At 58.6% G+C, this 17,118-nt stretch carries 13 protein-coding genes; 5 read left to right on the top strand and 8 right to left on the bottom strand.

Annotation, left to right across the window (positions count from 1 at the left end):
* Nucleotides 1-17: 17 nt before the first annotated feature.
* The 4 genes from IIC71_01330 to IIC71_01315 all read right to left on the bottom strand — a co-directional run bounded on the left by IIC71_01330 (nucleotide 18) and on the right by IIC71_01315 (nucleotide 7,225).
* A complete protein-coding gene (locus tag IIC71_01330; GenBank protein MCH7667836.1) occupies nucleotides 18-1,313 on the bottom strand; it encodes a nucleotide sugar dehydrogenase in 1,296 nt (431 codons plus the stop codon).
* 38 nt (nucleotides 1,314-1,351) lie between these two features.
* Nucleotides 1,352-3,268, bottom strand: coding sequence for an S-layer homology domain-containing protein (locus IIC71_01325; GenBank protein MCH7667835.1), 1,917 nt, complete (start codon nucleotides 3,266-3,268; stop codon nucleotides 1,352-1,354).
* Between the two features lie 73 nt (nucleotides 3,269-3,341).
* A complete protein-coding gene (locus IIC71_01320; GenBank protein MCH7667834.1) occupies nucleotides 3,342-5,420 on the bottom strand; it encodes a M15 family metallopeptidase in 2,079 nt (692 codons plus the stop codon).
* Nucleotides 5,421-5,464: 44 nt separating this feature from the next.
* Nucleotides 5,465-7,225, bottom strand: a complete 1,761-nt coding sequence (locus IIC71_01315; protein ID MCH7667833.1) for a PQQ-dependent sugar dehydrogenase — start codon at nucleotides 7,223-7,225, stop codon at nucleotides 5,465-5,467.
* 277 nt (nucleotides 7,226-7,502) lie between these two features.
* Between IIC71_01315 and IIC71_01310 the strand changes: the two genes are divergently transcribed.
* A complete protein-coding gene (locus IIC71_01310) occupies nucleotides 7,503-8,927 on the top strand; it encodes a glycosyltransferase family 4 protein (GenBank protein MCH7667832.1) in 1,425 nt (474 codons plus the stop codon).
* A gap of 21 nt (nucleotides 8,928-8,948) precedes the next feature.
* Here IIC71_01310 and IIC71_01305 read toward each other — a convergent pair whose 3' ends face one another.
* On the bottom strand, nucleotides 8,949-10,067 hold the full coding sequence (locus tag IIC71_01305; GenBank protein ID MCH7667831.1) for a M23 family metallopeptidase: 1,119 nt from the start codon (nucleotides 10,065-10,067) through the stop codon (nucleotides 8,949-8,951).
* A gap of 89 nt (nucleotides 10,068-10,156) precedes the next feature.
* Nucleotides 10,157-11,311 (bottom strand): DUF3048 domain-containing protein, encoded by a 1,155-nt coding sequence (locus tag IIC71_01300; GenBank protein MCH7667830.1) that lies wholly within the window; start codon nucleotides 11,309-11,311, stop codon nucleotides 10,157-10,159.
* Between the two features lie 184 nt (nucleotides 11,312-11,495).
* Between IIC71_01300 and IIC71_01295 the strand changes: the two genes are divergently transcribed.
* Nucleotides 11,496-12,620, top strand: a complete 1,125-nt coding sequence (locus IIC71_01295) for a glycosyltransferase family 25 protein (protein MCH7667829.1) — start codon at nucleotides 11,496-11,498, stop codon at nucleotides 12,618-12,620.
* 59 nt (nucleotides 12,621-12,679) lie between these two features.
* On the opposite strand, the gene IIC71_01290 is transcribed toward IIC71_01295, so the two are convergent.
* Nucleotides 12,680-13,357, bottom strand: a complete 678-nt coding sequence (locus IIC71_01290; protein MCH7667828.1) for an HAD family hydrolase — start codon at nucleotides 13,355-13,357, stop codon at nucleotides 12,680-12,682.
* Nucleotides 13,354-14,295: a phosphoglycerate dehydrogenase gene (locus IIC71_01285; GenBank protein MCH7667827.1), complete on the bottom strand. Its 942-nt coding sequence runs from the start codon at nucleotides 14,293-14,295 to the stop codon at nucleotides 13,354-13,356. Before IIC71_01285 ends, IIC71_01290 begins: the two co-directional genes overlap by 4 nt.
* 95 nt (nucleotides 14,296-14,390) lie before the next feature.
* Between IIC71_01285 and IIC71_01280 the strand changes: the two genes are divergently transcribed.
* From IIC71_01280 to IIC71_01270, 3 genes are all read left to right on the top strand, one after another.
* A complete protein-coding gene (locus IIC71_01280; GenBank protein MCH7667826.1) occupies nucleotides 14,391-15,173 on the top strand; it encodes a 2,4-dihydroxyhept-2-ene-1,7-dioic acid aldolase in 783 nt (260 codons plus the stop codon).
* Nucleotides 15,170-15,838 (top strand): acylneuraminate cytidylyltransferase family protein, encoded by a 669-nt coding sequence (locus IIC71_01275; protein ID MCH7667825.1) that lies wholly within the window; start codon nucleotides 15,170-15,172, stop codon nucleotides 15,836-15,838. Before IIC71_01280 ends, IIC71_01275 begins: the two co-directional genes overlap by 4 nt.
* Before the next feature lie 255 nt (nucleotides 15,839-16,093).
* On the top strand, nucleotides 16,094-17,118 hold a 1,025-nt coding region (locus IIC71_01270), incomplete at its 3' end, for a hypothetical protein (protein MCH7667824.1).

The raw sequence follows: 17,118 nt of genomic DNA, 5'->3' as shown, positions 1-17,118 counted from the left end.
AATGCGGCGCCGCCCGGTCACAACACCTCGACGTTATCTGGAATGGGGCCGAGACTGCGATACACGCCACGAGTATCCAAAACAGCGCCGACCTGACTAGCAATTGCTTTGAAGTCAAGAACCGTGTGGTCCGTAAGAATGACCGCAAGCGAGAACTCGGTCAGGTCTGCGTCTTGATCGACATGAGTGAACCCATGGCTCTCGATTCTGGCCTCGCCGACGACAGGGTCGAGAACGGAAATAAGTGCGCCGCGCCGTTCGAGTTCGCGCAGGACCTCTATCGACGCCGACTCGCGATCGTCCGCAATGTCTGGTTTGTAGGCAATTCCGACTCCGAGAATCTTGGTGCCAAACACGGGAAGGCGTCGGCCATTCAACACCGCCGCGGCGCGGTCAGCGGCATAACTCGGCATGCCGACGTTGACCTGCTCGGCGAGATCGATGAACCGTGTCGCGAACTTGGCCTCCCGCGCCCGCCACGCAAGGAACTGCGGATCGAGCGGGATGCAATGACCCCCGACGCCCGGCCCGGGGTAAAAGGCTTGAAACCCGAACGGCTTGGTCGCGGCCGCGTCGATCGTCTCCCAGATGTCGATGTCTAGGGCGTGGGCAAGTTGGGCCATCTCGTTTATGAGTCCGATATTCACGGCCCGGTAGGTGTTTTCCAACAGCTTCGCCATCTCAGCGGTGCGGGCAGAAGACACCACATGCACGGTCCTCACGACACGTTCGTATGCGGCCGCCGCCACCTCGCCCGACGTGGCGGACACACCACCGACGACTTTCGGTATGTCGCCAGTTTTGAGGTCGTCTCCGGGCGATACGCGCTCAGGGGAAAAAGCCACAAACACGTCCTGGTCAAGGACCAACCCCCCATCCGTTGCGGCGGGCACCAGGATGTCTTCTGTGGTGCCCGGATACGTTGTCGACTCGAGCGCAATCAACATGCCCGGTTGGACAACCTGGCGAACAGTCTCGGCGGCAGACTTGATGTATGAGAGGTCTGGTTCACGATTGCGTCCCAGCGGACTCGGTACCGCAATGAATATCGCTTCCGCGTTCTTGAGAGCGTCGGGATCAGTGGTGATAGTCAGACCGTTGTCGAGGGCGTGCTGCAGCTCCTCGTCGGTGATGTCCTCGATCGGCGAATGGCCGGCGCTTAACGCCGCCACGTGGCTCTCGGAGACGTCGAAACCGATCGCGGAAAGACCCCGCTTTGTCATTGTGACCGCAAGCGGCAGCCCGACGTATCCCATGCCAATGACAGCACCGGTCCACTGTTGTGATGCAAAGAATTGAGCTCGTGGGTGCATGGGCAACCGGTTCCCTTCCAAAGAAGGGAATCATACCGCTATCCGTCGATAGCACGGTGGAGGAACGTGGCCAACTGTGCCCGCGTCACCGGATCGTCGGGGCAGAATTGGTTGTTCGTCGGCGGGTTGCATCCAACGGTGATCCCGACGAGTCGAATGCGGTTGATGTCCGTCTCGAAGATGCTGGTGTCGTCGTCGTTGAAGTAGTCGGTCGAGGCTGTTTGCAGATTGAACGCCCTAGCGAGGAAGGCCGCCATCTGGCCGCGAGTCACCGTGTCTTGCGGGCAGAAGCTCGATTCCCCACACCCCATCGTGATCCCGGCCTTAGCGAGCGCATTGATGTCGGATTCGAAAATGCTGGTGTTGTCATCGTTGAAGTGGTCGGTAGTGGCGGGTGGGAGATCGAGGGCCCTGTTGAGAAAAGCCGCCATCTGGCCGCGAGTCACTGATTCGCCGGGACAGAAGTTCGTGTTGTCTGGCGGGTTGCATCCGAAGGTGATCCCCTGCGCCGCAATCCATTCGATGTTTGCCTCATGCACGGAGCCGGCGGTGTCGGTGAAGGTCGGCGCGGGCGCAGCACCCGCGTACGGCTCGTTGGCCCTGAAGTAGATCGACCGCAGCCCGAACAACGACTTCACTGAAGATGACGTTTTTGTGACGGTAATCGCCCCACCATTCTTGACCCCGGTGAAGACAACCGTGTTGGCGCTTCCCGAGGAATTCACCGCGGTGACTACAACGGCGGTCACCGTGTCGAGTCCCACCTTGCCAGCGACGTAGTTGCCCGTGAACTCTCGTTCCCAGGAGGAGTGCGGGTTGGCAGCATCGTCAACGTCCCATGACGAGTCAACAGACTGGTAATACGGCCGGGCGCTCCACGATGACCAGACTTCGTCAATATTCTCAGTCGCCCCACCAGATGATGACGAATAGTAGCCGCGCACGATCGTCTGCGTCGGTGCGTCGGGGTGCGTAATCACGACGCTCTTCGTGGAATCAACCGCTACCAGCCATTCCGTGATGCCAAAACCTACGTGCCCCCAGCCGACGTAGCGCTGGTCGATAGTCGAGTCTCGTACATGACACCAGGCACCGCAGGCGTTATTGCCGGGTGGCCCGTCGTTCGCCTCGCGGAACAACATCAACTCGAATGCGTAGGACCTTGCCGCGACCGCCTGAGCTTTGAGCGCCTCAATACCGCCGTCTGTCTTGGGGTACATGTTTGTGAGTCCCCAGAAGTAGGGCATCTCCGAGATGCCCCGTATGTAGTCGTTTATATCGATTTCCAACGATAGGTCCATGCCACCGGGACCCGAACGAAGGTGGAGTTGGCCACGACCGTACTGACATTCGCGCGACATGCTTGGGACAGTGTTCCAATCCGTGTTGTAACAGTCGACAATCGCAATCTTGCGCGTCGGGGCTGCTACGAAGCCATCCCAGTCGATGTCGACAACGCACGATCCGGTACCAGCGTCATCGATAACCGTGCCGTCGGTGTCCCTGATAACCAGGTCGCAGGCACCGTCGGCGTAGTCCAACGCAATACGCTGATCCTTCGACAGGATCCACTGATCAGACTCGCGTGTCACCACAACGTCGACATCAGTGCCGAACCCGGTGCTGCGAGCGATAAGCTCAATCGACGACTTGTCCTTCTCAAGGTTTACCCACAGGTTTTGGGGTCCGGGGAGTCCGTTTTCACCGAGGACTCCAACAGCAGAACCGCTGTAAAAGTACGCCGTGATCTGATCGTACGACCACCCATCTTGCGCCGCACCCAACGCACCGTACTGGCTCAAGCCAACGCCGTGACCCCAGCCGGCGCCGTTGAACGTCACGGTCTCGAGGTCTTCGCTTGCGAGTGCGCTGCTGGGGACAATCAGAACGCCTGCGATTGATAGCGCCGTCAAGAGGCGGCCAAGACGCATGCGTGCGGTGCCTTTGTTCTTCATCAAGGACATCATCGTCGATGCTAGCTCTCCGCTTGAGTAACACGGTGCCGAGTAGCTCGTAATGGGGCTGAGGTTACCCCGACGTGAGCGCCCGGTGGAGGAAAGCAGCCATTTCTTCGCGTGGAATATTTCGTCCCGGGCAGAAACGGTCGTTGGCGGGAGGATTACATCCGCTGGTGATCCCAGCCACGCGGAGGCGGTCGATCGAACCCTCGAACACAGATCCGTCATCGTCGTTAAAGAAGTTGCCGACGCCTGGATCATGCAAGGCGAACGCGCGAACCAGGAACGCTGCCATCTGACCACGGGTCACCGGGGCATTAGGGCAGAAGTTGTCGTTTGTTGGCGGGTTGCACCCTAGGGTGATGCCGGCAGCGGCGATACGGTTGATATCATCCTGAAAGATCGATTCGTTATCGTCTGTGAAGAAGTCCTCGCTCGTCGCGGGCAGGTTGAGGGCTCTTACGAGAAAGGCGGCCATTGCGCCGCGGGTTACATTGCTGGTTGGGCAGAACTCGTCTCCGTAGGGTGGGTTGCAGCCAACGGTGATTCCGGCGGCGGCGACATATTCAATCGAAGCAACGTGAATCGAGTCATCGTCGTCGCGAAAAGTGCCCTCGAAGTTGTAGGGCAAGGCGTCCGCGTCACATGTGAACCCGGGGTCGAGAAACCATGAGGTGTAGTTGGTTCCGTCGAGTTGCGTGTTCCCAAGGTACACCTCGAGAGTTCCATCGACCCCGTAGATCCAGGCATCGCCGCGCCCGTCACCGTCGTAGTCTCCAAACGCAAGGTCGGCGATAACGAGGTCGCTCGCAATCACTATGTTCTCGGGCGTCCCAACATATCCGTTCGCATACGTCAGGATGAGTAACTGGAGGGCGTTACCGACCTTGTGAGCCGCAACCAGGTCTGGCCTACGGTCAAGATCGCGATCGTCGAGCGAAAAACTCCACCCCTGCGTGTCACCGAGGCCGGTGTCGGTGTCTTTCAGCGGGATGAGGAACAGGGTTGCTCCGCTCCACACCTCTACTCGGGTGACGGACCCGACCGACCGGATGACAAATAGGTCCATCCGGCCATCACGGTTGTAGTCGCCGGCGAGATACGTGTCGTCCGACCCGACCGGGATTGCGGTTTGGAGAACGACCGACTCTTCGTAACCTGCCGCTCGATCCACGATCTCAACTTCTAGCGTCGCACCTGAATCGTCGAGAAACCACAAATCGTTACGACCCTTGCCGTAGAAGTCGCCGAGCACGACCTCACGCCCGGCAACCGACACGTCGGGGGCAAAGAGTCGCGACACAGCACACCACTCGTTGGCTTTGTCGGAGCGTGAGTACTCAACAATGACACCCCCGTTGCCATCGCGAACGTTATAGATGTCGCGAACGCCGTTGCCGTTCCCATCCGCAATCGTCCGATGGTCCGCGCCAACAACTCCGAACTCTGTCGAAGTCGTTTGAGCTCTTGTCGTGAAATCCGCCTGTGCGGTGAGAGGAGGGTACGAGAGGAGTTCCTGGTTGTAGCCCGGCGTGAACGCCGGGCCCATCCAGGAGAAGTGCATCGGGTCTTTCACGCTCTGCCAGTCGCCACCCCAACAAAACCCGGCGTCCTGCCAGGCTTGCACGAACCACGTTGGCATGTCGGTGACCAGAACTCCGTCGGCGCGGTAGGGGTTCGTCGTGGAATTGATATCCATAGCGTTTCCAAAAGTATGAAACGAGATGCGGGTCCGGCCTGCAATGGTCCGAGGCGTAAACCCGTACGAATGCCAGCCGCGCACGGCATACCAGTTCCCCTTCGCCTGCTCAGCAGCGAGGTTTGCGGTGACCTGCTGAAACGCCGGAAGCGCACGAACGTGGACCAGGCGCGTCGTACCGCCGCTCATCGGGATTTCCCACGGCACCAAAACATCCCGTATCTGGCCCACCGTTCGTCCGAAAAAGTCTGCACGCGGTCCGCGCAACAACTCTGAGTCGGAAAGCCATCCGGTCTTTGTTGCTTTGGGGTTGGTCGTCGCCGGTTCACCACAGCCCCAGGACTCAACGAACGTGGGCCCCCCAACACCCTCGCTTGCCGACTCGATTGTCGCAACGTCAGCGAATGCTTGACCACTGAGAACCGACGAAACGAGCGCGGCGGCAGCCATGGCCGCTGCGAATCGCGAAAGCGGTACTCGATGGCCTAGGAACGTCACGGTGTGGCGACTTGAATCATCAGAATCGAACCGCCACGCAGGATGTACACGTTGCCGTCGTTGTCGGTGCCAAAGCCCCACGTCCCGCCACCGCTGAGTCCGAGTTCGGTGGTCCAATCCTTTTGGTTGATGGCCGAGTTTCCAGAAATCTGAAAGCTCTTTACCCATCCCTGACACGCGTCACCGTAAAAGTAGCGACCGTTAATGCGTGGAATGTCGGGGTTGGTACCAACCACACCACCTGCGACGGCGCACCCTTCGCTCTCTGTGCTGTACTCAAGCGCCGGGAACGTGAAGTTGGATCCGCCGAGGCACTTTGCGGCAGTCGAGAATGACAGCGAACCCTCGTAACGGCACCAGCCATAGTTTACACCTGCTTGCGCCGCATCGACAATGTTGATTTCCTCGCGTGTCTCCTGGCCAACATCCGCAATGATGAGTTTGTCACCCGCAAACGTCCACCGCCACGGGTTGCGAAGCCCGATAGCCCACAGCTCATCTGCGCCTGCAGTTCCAACATAGGGGTTATCCGAGGGGATTGCATACGGGTCACCACCATCGACATCGATGCGAACCATTCCACCGAGCAACGAGTCGATATTCTGACCGTTTGCGTAGGTATCCCCTCCTCCGCCACCGTCACCGTATCCAATGTACAGGTAGCCGTCGGGTCCAAACTGAATCATGCCGCCGTTGTGGTTACTGGCCGGTTGCACAACATCGATAATGACCTTTTCGGAGTTGTTGGCGACAAGCGAATTTGCGGACACGGTGAATTCGGACACTCGACTTCGGTGGGTACCGGTCGTCGAGTAGTACACGTAGAACTTGCCGTTGCTCGTGTAGTCAGGGTGAAAGGCCATACCCAATAGACCCTTCTCTCCGCCGTCGCTGACCTTCGCTGTGATATCGAGGAACACGGAGGTCGGTCCACCGCCGGGCTGCATGATCTCGATACGACCAGACTTGCTAACAATAAATAGGTCGTCCTGCCCAGGGTTTGTGAGTAGCAGCACTGCTCCGGAAACGAATCCGATGTTGACTGCGGTAAGGGCCTGTGCGGGTGGTGGCACGTTGGGCGTGAGTCCTTCGGTTCGGGTCAAAAATGTGGCCATCTGGTCTCGACGAACCGGGTCGTTGGGGCAGTACTCGCTGTTTTCGGGAGGGTTGCAACCGAGCGTGATACCGGCGGCTGCGAGACGATCGATATCCAGTTCGAAGTTGGAATTGTTGTTGTCGTCGAATCGGTTCGAACCCGCCCCGGCGGTGTAGCCGTATGCACGCACCAAGAACGCTGCCATCTGGCCACGGGTCACGACGGCATCGGGACAGAATTTATCGTTCGTTGGAGGGTTACAACCTTTGGTGATACCGGCAAACGCCAACTTTTCAATATCCGCCTCGAACTCAGAAGCATTGTCGTCGGTAAACGTGTTATCTCCAGATACGGCAGTCAGGCCAAGCGCACGAACTAAGAACGCCGCCATCTGGCCACGGCTGACCGAAGACCCTGGGCAGAATCTGTCGTTTGCCGGCGGGTTGCAGCCCTTGGTGATACCAACTGCGGCGATCGCTTCGATCGCGCCTTCGTGGATGTTCTCGTCATCGTCGGTGAAGGTGCCACCCGGTGGTAGGTCGCTGGACGCAGCGACCGGAGCATCAGATCCCGGGCCGATCGCTAGAACCGTGTCGATCGCCGATACCGGTGCAACAAGCACCGTAGAAATGAGTGCGATCGCCGCGCTCACAGAACGCATTTTCCCCATTGTGCAAACCCCTTGCAAATAGTTGTAGCGGCCAGTGTCTCACGGGACCACATGTGCGAGGAATGACCATTTTGCCCTAGCCACCGCCGCTATTCAACGACCCTCGGGCATTTTGCGCTGCGCTGTGGGCGGTGATTCCTCGAGGTCGGCGCCACAGTAGCTTTCGGCCCGCGCTACCTTCAGATGGCGTCATCCGAGCGACGGACCGGACCGACCGATCCAGGGCGAGCCGTGTAGCCTTGCACTTCTGCAATCGAGGACACCGCCCGTGAAGATCTGCATGTTCGTAAAAAACTCGTTCGAGTACGACGCGCGCGTCACGAATGAGGCGCTATCGCTGATCGCAGACGGACATGACGTTCTTGTTGTTGCAATTCATGTGCCGACCGTGACAGCCGAGCACGAGGTTCAGCCCGATGGTATCGAGGTGCGCCGAGTGTCACGAGTGAGTTTCGGCGTCGGGACACTCAACCGGCTGGCAAGCCGATATGCGGGCACCATTGAAGAACGCAACGCGCGGCTTACCGGAGACGACGTCGACGAGGACCGCATCCGATCTATGGCGCAGGTGCTGCCCGAATCAACAGCTACGCCGGGTGCCAATTTGCCCACGCCGAGCCCAAGATCGTCAGTCTCGCAAGTGACACCGACGGCGACCGCCCGACTATGGGGGAGACTCTCGACGCCGGTTCTACGGTTCATTGCCAGAACCGCGCGGTTTGTAGTTCGGTCGCTGAAGTTCTTGCTCGGCCGCCAGGGTCGGGCCCTGAAAACGTATGCTATCAACCGCCGGATGATCGAGATTGGCCTTGGGTCCAAGGCCGACGTATTCCACAGCCACGACCTCAATACGTTGTATGTGGGGGCAACGTGCAAGAAGCGCTCCCCTGGTGCAAGGCTGGTGTACGACTCACACGAACTCCACACCGAACGCAGCCGGATGGGTTACTGGTGGCGAAAATGGGCTGTGTGGAATGAGAAAAAGTGGCTCCCCAACGCTGATGCGATGATCGTTGCCAGCCCCTCATGGATCGCGGAGATCAAGAAAAAGACCGGCTGGGTGCCCGACGACAGCATCGCCATTATCAACACGCCACCTCTTCGTGATCACGTCCCGCGAGATCTTCGCGGTGAGCTTGAAATTCCAGCAGATCAGCCCATCTTGCTATATCAAGGCTCGATCCAGGAAAACCGCGGCATCGAACCAGCAATCGACGCTATCGCGATGCTCGACATCGGTGTCCTCGTGATCATCGGTTACGGCTATCACCGCACCACACTCGAAAAGTCGGTGAGGGACCGCAAGTTACAAGATCGAGTGAAGTTCTTCGGACCGATACCGAACGACGAACTGCTCGACTGGACAGCCGCTGCGGATATCGGTCTGTGCAACATCATCAATTCGTCGTACAGCTACTACACGTCGCTCCCCAACAAACTTTTCGAATACATGATGGCCGGTATCGCAATTATCGGCTCAGACTCCCCCGAGATTGGTCGCGTCGTGAACACAACCGAATCGGGTGTGGTGTGCGACCCCGCCGATCCTGCGGCCCTGGCGCAGGCCGCTCGGACGATCCTGAAAGACCTTGATCGATACAAGGACGCATCGCAGAGGGCAAGGCGACAGAACCATTGGGGCATCGAGTCGGAGAAACTAATCCAGCTCTATGGGAACCTTGGTGTCCGATGACGGCGGGCCATCGAGCGGACGTTACAGGTCGAGCGCTCTCACAAAGAATGTCGCCATCTCGGCCCGGCTCAGCTCCCGATATGGGCAGAACTCCGTGTTGTCGGGTGGGTTGCACCCAAGCGTGATGCCGGCAACGCCGAGTCTGTTGATCGAATCCTCAAACACCGACGCTTCGTCATCGACAAACAGATCGAGACCTTCGTCGTTGGTGTAACCAAAGGCCCGTGTGAATAGCTCGGCGAGTTCTTCTCTGCGCAGCAGGTCCTGCGAGCAGAAGTCACTTTCGGAACAACCGAAACCGATCCCGGCCTCCATGACTGCGTTGATATCCGCCTCAAACGGGGTGTCAGCGTCGTTACCGAAGTAGTCTTCAACAGGGATTGGCAGGTTCAGAGCACGGTTCAAGAAAGCAGCCATCTCGCCGCGAGTGATCGACCTGTCTGGACAGAATCTATCGTTGGCGGGTGGGTTGCAGCCCTTTGTAATACCAAGGGCGGCGATCTTATCGATCGCAAAGCGGTGTATCGAGGTGTCATCGTCCCAAAACTGGCCCTCCTGTTCGGCGGGCAGCGGAGCAGTCAGCCGAGGCGCGGCGTCCACATACGGTGTCGGATTCACCACGGTGCCGTCGGGTGTGTGTAGCTCGAAGTGAACATGCGACGCGGTGGCCTCTGCGTTGCCAGAATCACCAACCCAACCAATGAGTTGCCCCGCACGCACGTGAACACCGGGTGCGATGCCCGCGGCGATCCCGATACCCTGGCCGTCATCGGTACCTGGTGTGTCGTTGTTCAGGTGGATGTAGTAGGTCTCCCAGCCATCGTCGTGGGAGATTGACATCGAGCAGCAGTTCCCACCAACTGTGTCTTTTACCCATCCGACAACCCCGTCGGCTACGGCAACGACAGGTGTGAGCTTGGCGGCTATGATGTCGACACCGAGGTGGGTCCGAGGGCACCCGGTGCCGCGACATGCACCATACGTGTCTGAATAGTCGACCTTACCCACAACGGGAAAGTACATCTCTGAAGTGTCCCCCGCTTGCGCCTGTGGGACCGCGATCCCAAGTAACGCGGCAACGACGAACAAAGCCATAACAAGAGATACGCGACGGTGTAGAAACTCGAGAGAAGCCAACATCACGCAAACGCTATCGGCTTTTTGGGCCAAAATCTTTAACGGATGTTCAAGATGTGCGCAAGAATCGCGACACCGGCAGGACCCGAAATCTATTCGAAGGTGATGTCCACGAACCGGGGCACAATCTCGACAAACAGCCGACCCTTCGGTATCAGGATCTCCTCACCCGCATCCGAAACGAAAATCCATCCGTCCTCTTGTGCAGCCCTGCGCCATTCGCCCTCGATGACTTGTCCGTCAGAGAACACCATGACCCGTCCGAACCCGATGACATCGAATGTCGGCACCGGCGCACCAGCCGAGTCTTCGTAGCCTGCGAAGCGCTGGGCAACCATCATGACAATCACCGTGTCGACGGAGAAGTCGCTGATGTCACCGTCGAACGTGTCCGCGACCTGGAACACCGAGTCGTTCTGGGTGCGTACCCATCCATTGCCGCCCACAGCCCACGATACGTCCATGCCGCCAGAGAGCGGGATGTTGATGACCGAGACTGGGTCGCCATCGAAACTGTCTCCAAAACGGAACGGTTGTACTCCGGGAGGTCCTCCCACCGACGTCGCGTCTGCCTTCGCTGCCAACGCAAGCAGATTGCTCGGTGCCTGCCGCACGATCTGGTCGAAGAACTCAGCATCCGACAAGATCGTCACACCGGCCGCCTCGACGTCGCGCACAACCCAGGGTCGGCCACCTGTCGTGATGACGATCGGACTGAAAGGTCCGAGCAGGTCGGCATCCACTGGACGCAAGGATCGGGCAGGCCCAACCCCGATGGGTACGTCGTCAAAGAACAGAGCGGTGAATCGGGTCAGGCCACCCTCAACAGGGACTTCGAAAATCACCCCCGCCTGGCGAAGCCCGATCTGGCCTTGCGCTGCCGGCCCATTGTCGACCTTCACCGCGATGACTTGTCCGGTGTTAGCGGAGTCAAGAGCTTCACCGGTGAGCGGGTTGACGCTGACCGGTGCGGACGTAGCAACAGGCGTTTCAGCGTCTCCGCCACCACTGGTTTCGGACACGGTCGTGGGTGTCACGCCGGCGACAATGCTCGATGTGGTCTGACTCTCAACCAGGGTCGTCGATGTCGGTACGCTCTCATCGCTACCGCTTCGGCCTGCCATAAACACGCCGAACCCAATCACGGCCACCAGCAATGCCCCTCCCCCAATAACGACACGCTTGTCCGCAAAAACGCTGGGCAGACCCGCTTGCTGGTACTTTCGCTGTTCATCCCCCGACGTCATAGTGCACTCCCAACTCGCCAACCCCCACGCATTCCGCGCAGACCCAGCAAGCATGCTATCTCACCTCTGCTAAAACGCCGCATGAAGTCGGCGAAACACGCTGACACGTTTATGCCCTTAGCAACGCCTGCTCCCATCTCCCAAGAGCTGTCGCACCCGGATTATCCGCAGGTACACTGCCTCCATGCCCACACGACTGCTTCTCGGAGCATCCATCGGCGCAGGCGCAGCTGGCGCAGTCGTCATCGCTCTCACACTGACCAATGCCATCACCTGGCAACGCGCGGCATGGATTGCGGCTGCGTTTCTCTTCGGGTCTCTGTATTTGCTGGGGATAACAATCATTTCATTGCTACGTGCGTTCCGTACAGACCTTGCTCAGATTCGCACACGCTCAAAGAAGCTCGCGACAAACACATCGAGACTGGCCTCTCGCGTCGAAGACATCCGCCAGGAGTTGCTTCTTGGTCCCATGTCCCATCTGCCTGGTCAGGTAGCCCGCATCGAAGGTCTTCTTCCGGAAACTCCGACTCTGCAGCAACGCCGGCACGGAACACCTGCTGGGAGTCACAGTCTCCAAACCGAGTTCGATAGTGTTTTTGTGTTGAACCTCGATCGCGATGCAGAGAAGATGAGGCATGTCGCCGCCATGCTCGAGCGGCATGGAATAGAGTTCTCACGCTTCCCCGCTGTCGACGGTACCGCGGCTGAGTTCGACGAAGAATGGGATCGGTACTGCGCAACGAAACCCGACCTTCCTCCAGAGCGGTACACCGGCACCAAGCTGATTGAGTCGCGTGGAGCGTGGGGATACCTCAAGACCATGCAGGCACTTTTGCACGAGGCCGGAACGCAAGGTCTCGAACGAATTCTCATTTTCGATGACGACGTAATGTTGCACCGAGAATTCGGGAGGCGCTTTACGCAAACGTGGCCCGAGTTGCCCGACGACTGGAAGCTGGTCTATCTCGGTAGTGCCCAGGTCGACCGGGCAAAGCTTTCGTCATACTCGACCCGCTTGCGGCACCCGGGCGCCATGGCAAACGGAAGTTACGCAATCGCGCTCGACGCATCGGTTTTTGCCCAGGCGCTCGCCGCGATCGACCGATTCGACTGGCCATTCGATGCGGGCGCGTTACGAGAGATCGATGTGGCGTTTCCATCAAAGGTGTTCACAGTGGAGCCGCCACTCGTCGTTGCTGACGTGTCCGCGAGCTCGATTCGTAGCGGCCGCGACCTAGGTGCCCACACAGAAAAACATGGCTGGGACCTCAAAGACTACGAGACTTCTTGGACTGCCGCTCCTTGATCCCCGGCGGGGAGTAAACCAGCACGGGGGCGCGGCCAGCACACGTCAACCCGATCCACTCACGATGCTCCGACAGCAACAGCAACGACGGCATCTTCGACGTCCTTGAAATGGCGGACCACCGTTGTGCCGTCTGAAAACATTCGTTCCTCGTCGGGCAGTCTGTACCCGACGAACATCACCGTGTTTGCCGAGGCAGCCTCCAGATCGGAGAATTGGTCGCCCACGATGACCGTCCGCTCGCCGGTGACCTTCCGACTCTTCAGGTAGCTCGCGATGATCTCGGGCTTCGACGTAGGGCTGCCCTGCACTTCGTCGAACCAGGAACCGATCCCGCGAGCAGCCACGATGAAGCGCAATTCCTCAGTGGGGGCCGCCGATGCCACGACCATCGGAACGGTTCCAACATAGCGGCCGAAAAAGTCCGCAACACCAGGAATCAGTTGAGCCGACACAACTCTGTCGGTGACGATAGCGCCGAACCGGTCGGCGACCTCGTGTAACCGCTCCTCGGTGCACGGGTGACCGAGCATGTGTTCTTCGATGTACTCGATCTTGGTGAATCGCGATACGCCGGCATGGTGGAGGTGGTACTCGCGAACCCGAGTAGCAAACTCTGGTCCCTGCTCCTCCAGGTAAAGGTCGTAGAAAGCATCGGTCTTGACATTTGCTGAATTGCAGATTGTGCCGTCGAAGTCGAATATGACAAGATCGACAACGTCGACAAGCGAACTCACGCAGTGCCTCTGTTGTCGAGTTCACGCAACACGTTGAGAAGGTTTCGCAGCGCCTCGCTTTCCATCAGCTCACGGGCCTCACGGGCGTACGACCCCATGTGAGCAGTGAGGACAACGTTGTCGAAGGCGCGCAATGGGCCGTCGTACGGTTCTTGATCGAATACGTCGAAAGCTGCACCGCCAAGACTCCCCGATTCCAACGCCCTGGCCACCGCCGCCTCGTCGACAACACCACCACGTGCAGCGTTCACGATGATCGATCCCTCCGGTAAAGCTGAGATGACGGCCGCGCTCACCAAGTCCCGCGTCGTGTCATCGAGCGGTACATGAACGGTGAGGACGTCCACCTGAGAAGCCAATTCCTCCACCGAAGAAACCCGGTCGTACTCAGGGGTGGCGATCTCTGGGTCGTAATACCTGACGGACGCACCAAACGCACTCACGAGATCCGCAACTCGGCGGCCGACTCTACCGAGCCCGACGATGCCCACGGTGCGCCTTGCGAGAAGTGAGCCCATCAATCCCTGCCAGACACCCGACCTCATGTTGCGATCGGCTTCAGCGATTCGGCGAAGAACGCTCAACATCAGCCCAAGAGTCAGTTCAGCAACCGCGGCCGCAGGCGCGTTTGGCGTGTTGACGCAAATGATCCCATGATTCTCCGCCGCAACACGATCAACCGAGTCGTACCCGGTCCCGCATCGAGAGATCACTCGCAAGCCCGGGTTGGCAGCGAACACGGCCTCGGTGAGCAGCTCCACGCCAGCAACCATCCCAACGATGCCCGACTGCGATAGCAAATCGCTCACTTCCTGCTCGGCGAGCTTTCGACCGTAGTCGCTGCGAACAATCTCCCACCCTTCACTCCGAAGCTCTTCGAGGAGCGGGTTGGTCATGTCAAAATTGGATGTGGTGATCGCGATTGCGCGCTGTCCCATAAGCCAGGCCCTTCAAGATGCGGAGACCGAATTGGCCTTTAGGCTACCCTACGGTGGCCTAAGTGAATCTTCTCCAGCGACCGAATTGCGAGCCCATGGCAGGACTGAAACATCTCATCGGGGCGGAACGTCCGACCATAGGATCCTGGATCCAACTGGGAGATGAGTCTCTCGTTGAGATACTCGCTCGGGGACCGTTCGATTGGCTGTGCATCGATCTTGAACACACAACTATCTCCATCGAACAGTGCGGCAAGATCATCAGGGTGGCTGATCTCGCCGGGTGCCCCACACTGGTGCGGCTTAGCGGCCACGATCCGTCGGAGATCAAAAAGGTGCTCGACGCCGGGGCTGCGGGGATCATTGCTCCCATGGTGAACACGGCGAGCCAAGCGGAGGCGATTGTCAGTGCTGCCACATACCCACCGATCGGCTCCCGGGGTGTCGGCCTTGCAAGAGCGCAGGAATACGGCCTCGGTTTCCCCGAATATCTCAAGAGGATAGAACACGACTTGGTGTGCATCATGCAGGTCGAACATGTCGAGGGGGTCGACAACCTCGACGAAATCCTTGCAGTCGATGGCGTTGACGGGTTTTTCATCGGCCCATACGACCTGTCGGCGTCGCTCGGATATCCCGGACAGTTCGACCATCCAAGCGTCATTGCGGCACTCGATCGGGTGCGCAAGGTTGTAGCGCGCCCCGATGTTCTGGCGGGGATCCACGTCGTAGACCCGGACGAGGCCAAGCTGCAAGAGGCCATAGACGATGGGTATCGGTTCGTAGCGTTTGCGTCTGACATGCTGTTTTTCGCACACCGCATCAAAGATGTCGCGAGCAAAATCGAGAACCTCCGAGACCGAAGCTCCCCAGCGTGACAACAATCGATGCTCTCATCCCGCTCAAAGGTGAATCGCAGCGGGTTCCGGGAAAAAACATGCGGAGCTTCGGAGGCCAGCCGCTATTTCACACAATTCTGCAATCGCTCGAGGAGGCCAACCTGGTCGGAAACATATACATCAACACCGACAGCGAGTCCATCGCCGAATCGGCGTCGAAATTCCCGTCAGTCACAGTAGAAATGCGCAAGCCAGAACTCTTAGGCCACGACATTTCTGTCAACTGGATAATCAAAGACTTCCTTATCGACCACCCCGAGATTGGCCACCTCATCCAGACCCACTGCACAAACCCGCTGCTCTCGGCAAAAACCATCGACGCCGCAGTCTCCGCCTACCTCGAAAACGAGAATTGCACCAGTCTGTTCACTGCGACCCGCATCCAGGCACGCCTCTATGACAAGCACCTGCTAGCCGTCAACCACAACCCCGACGAGTTGGTGCCTACCCAGGATCTCGACCCGATCTACCTCGAGAACTCCAACATGTACATCTTCGAGCGCACCGCGTTCTTCGACGAAGATGCCCGCATTACGTCCAACACGATGGTGTGGGAAATGGACCCCTACGAGGCGGTAGACATCGACGAAGAACGAGATTTCACCATGGCGGAGAGGCTTCATACCGCCGGAAAACCCCAGTAGTTCTCGCCGGACCACCTGTGTCGCGACATGGCGGTAGATGCGGCTACGCGACGGCTACGCTACGGAACTTGTCGACACACGTCTGGCGCGACAGGCTCATGGATTCCGTTTGGAAGAAAAACAAAGTTGTGACCACAGGCGCGCTTGCCCACATCACGACCGTCGAGGCGGATGCCGAACGCTTCCCACCAACCTCAGTGCGAAGATGACCCAGTCGAACCACATCACGTCGAAATCCACTCGGGAGGTACGAGTATGACCGCAGGTGCAAAAAAGGTGATCGTGATCACGACGATCAACGATGCGACACCCGCAGTTGACGCATTCGCGGCGCTCGACGAGTGGTCCACGGTGATCGTCGGCGACAGAAAGACACCGAATTCCTGGGCAGCGAGGAACGATGTCCTATACCTCGACCTAGACTCCCAAAATCGCTACTTTCCCGACATGGCGTCCGCGCTTCCTTTCGACCACTATTCTCGCAAAAACATCGGGTACCTGCACGCGATTTCCGAGAGGCCAGAAGTTATCGCTGAGTCGGACGACGACAACCGACCCTTGGCGAACTGGGGCGTGGTCGGCCCTGAATCTGGGGCGTACGCGACCGTCACAGGACCTCGCATCGCGAATATCTATCAACACTTCTCTGATGCGCCTGTGTGGCCGCGAGGCTACCCCCTCGATTTGGTCTTAAGTGGTCAGCGGCTTGAAATTAGCCGAAAACAGCAAACTTCAGTGGCGATTGAACAGCAACTCGTGCACGGAGAGCCAGACGTCGACGCAATCTATCGTCTCGTCGTGAACGAGAACCCGCAGTTCGGGGATCGCGAACCGATCGTAATGGACGAGGGAGTTTTCGCCCCGTTCAACTCGCAAAACACGTTCTGGAGAAAGCTAGCGTTTCCGTTTCTCTACATGCCGTGCAACGTCACGTTCCGCTTCACCGACATCTTGCGCGGCTGGGTAGCACAACGATGCATCTGGATGCTCGGAGGAAGATTGGCCTTCTCGTCAGCAACCGTGTTCCAGGACCGCAACGAACACGACCTGCTCATCGATTTCGAAAGCGAAATCCCAGTGTATCTGGACACGTACAAAGTTCTCTCCGCCCTCGAGGCGGTTCCAGGCACAGAGAACCCTGGCGAAGCGTTGATGGCTCTTAGTCTGGCAACGAACCCTCCGCTGAACCCACTGAAAGATGCCGTGCTTGAATCGGCCGCGAATCACATTCACGGTTCAGCCATTCGAAAATTGTGGTCAATTGATGAGCAGGCAGCCGC

It is taken from the genome of Acidobacteriota bacterium, assembly GCA_022562055.1.
Lineage (GTDB): Bacteria > Actinomycetota > Acidimicrobiia > Spongiisociales > UBA5794 > BMS3BBIN02.
The sequence above is the reverse complement of the archived record's forward strand: the minus strand, read 5'-3'. Positions and strand labels throughout refer to the sequence as shown.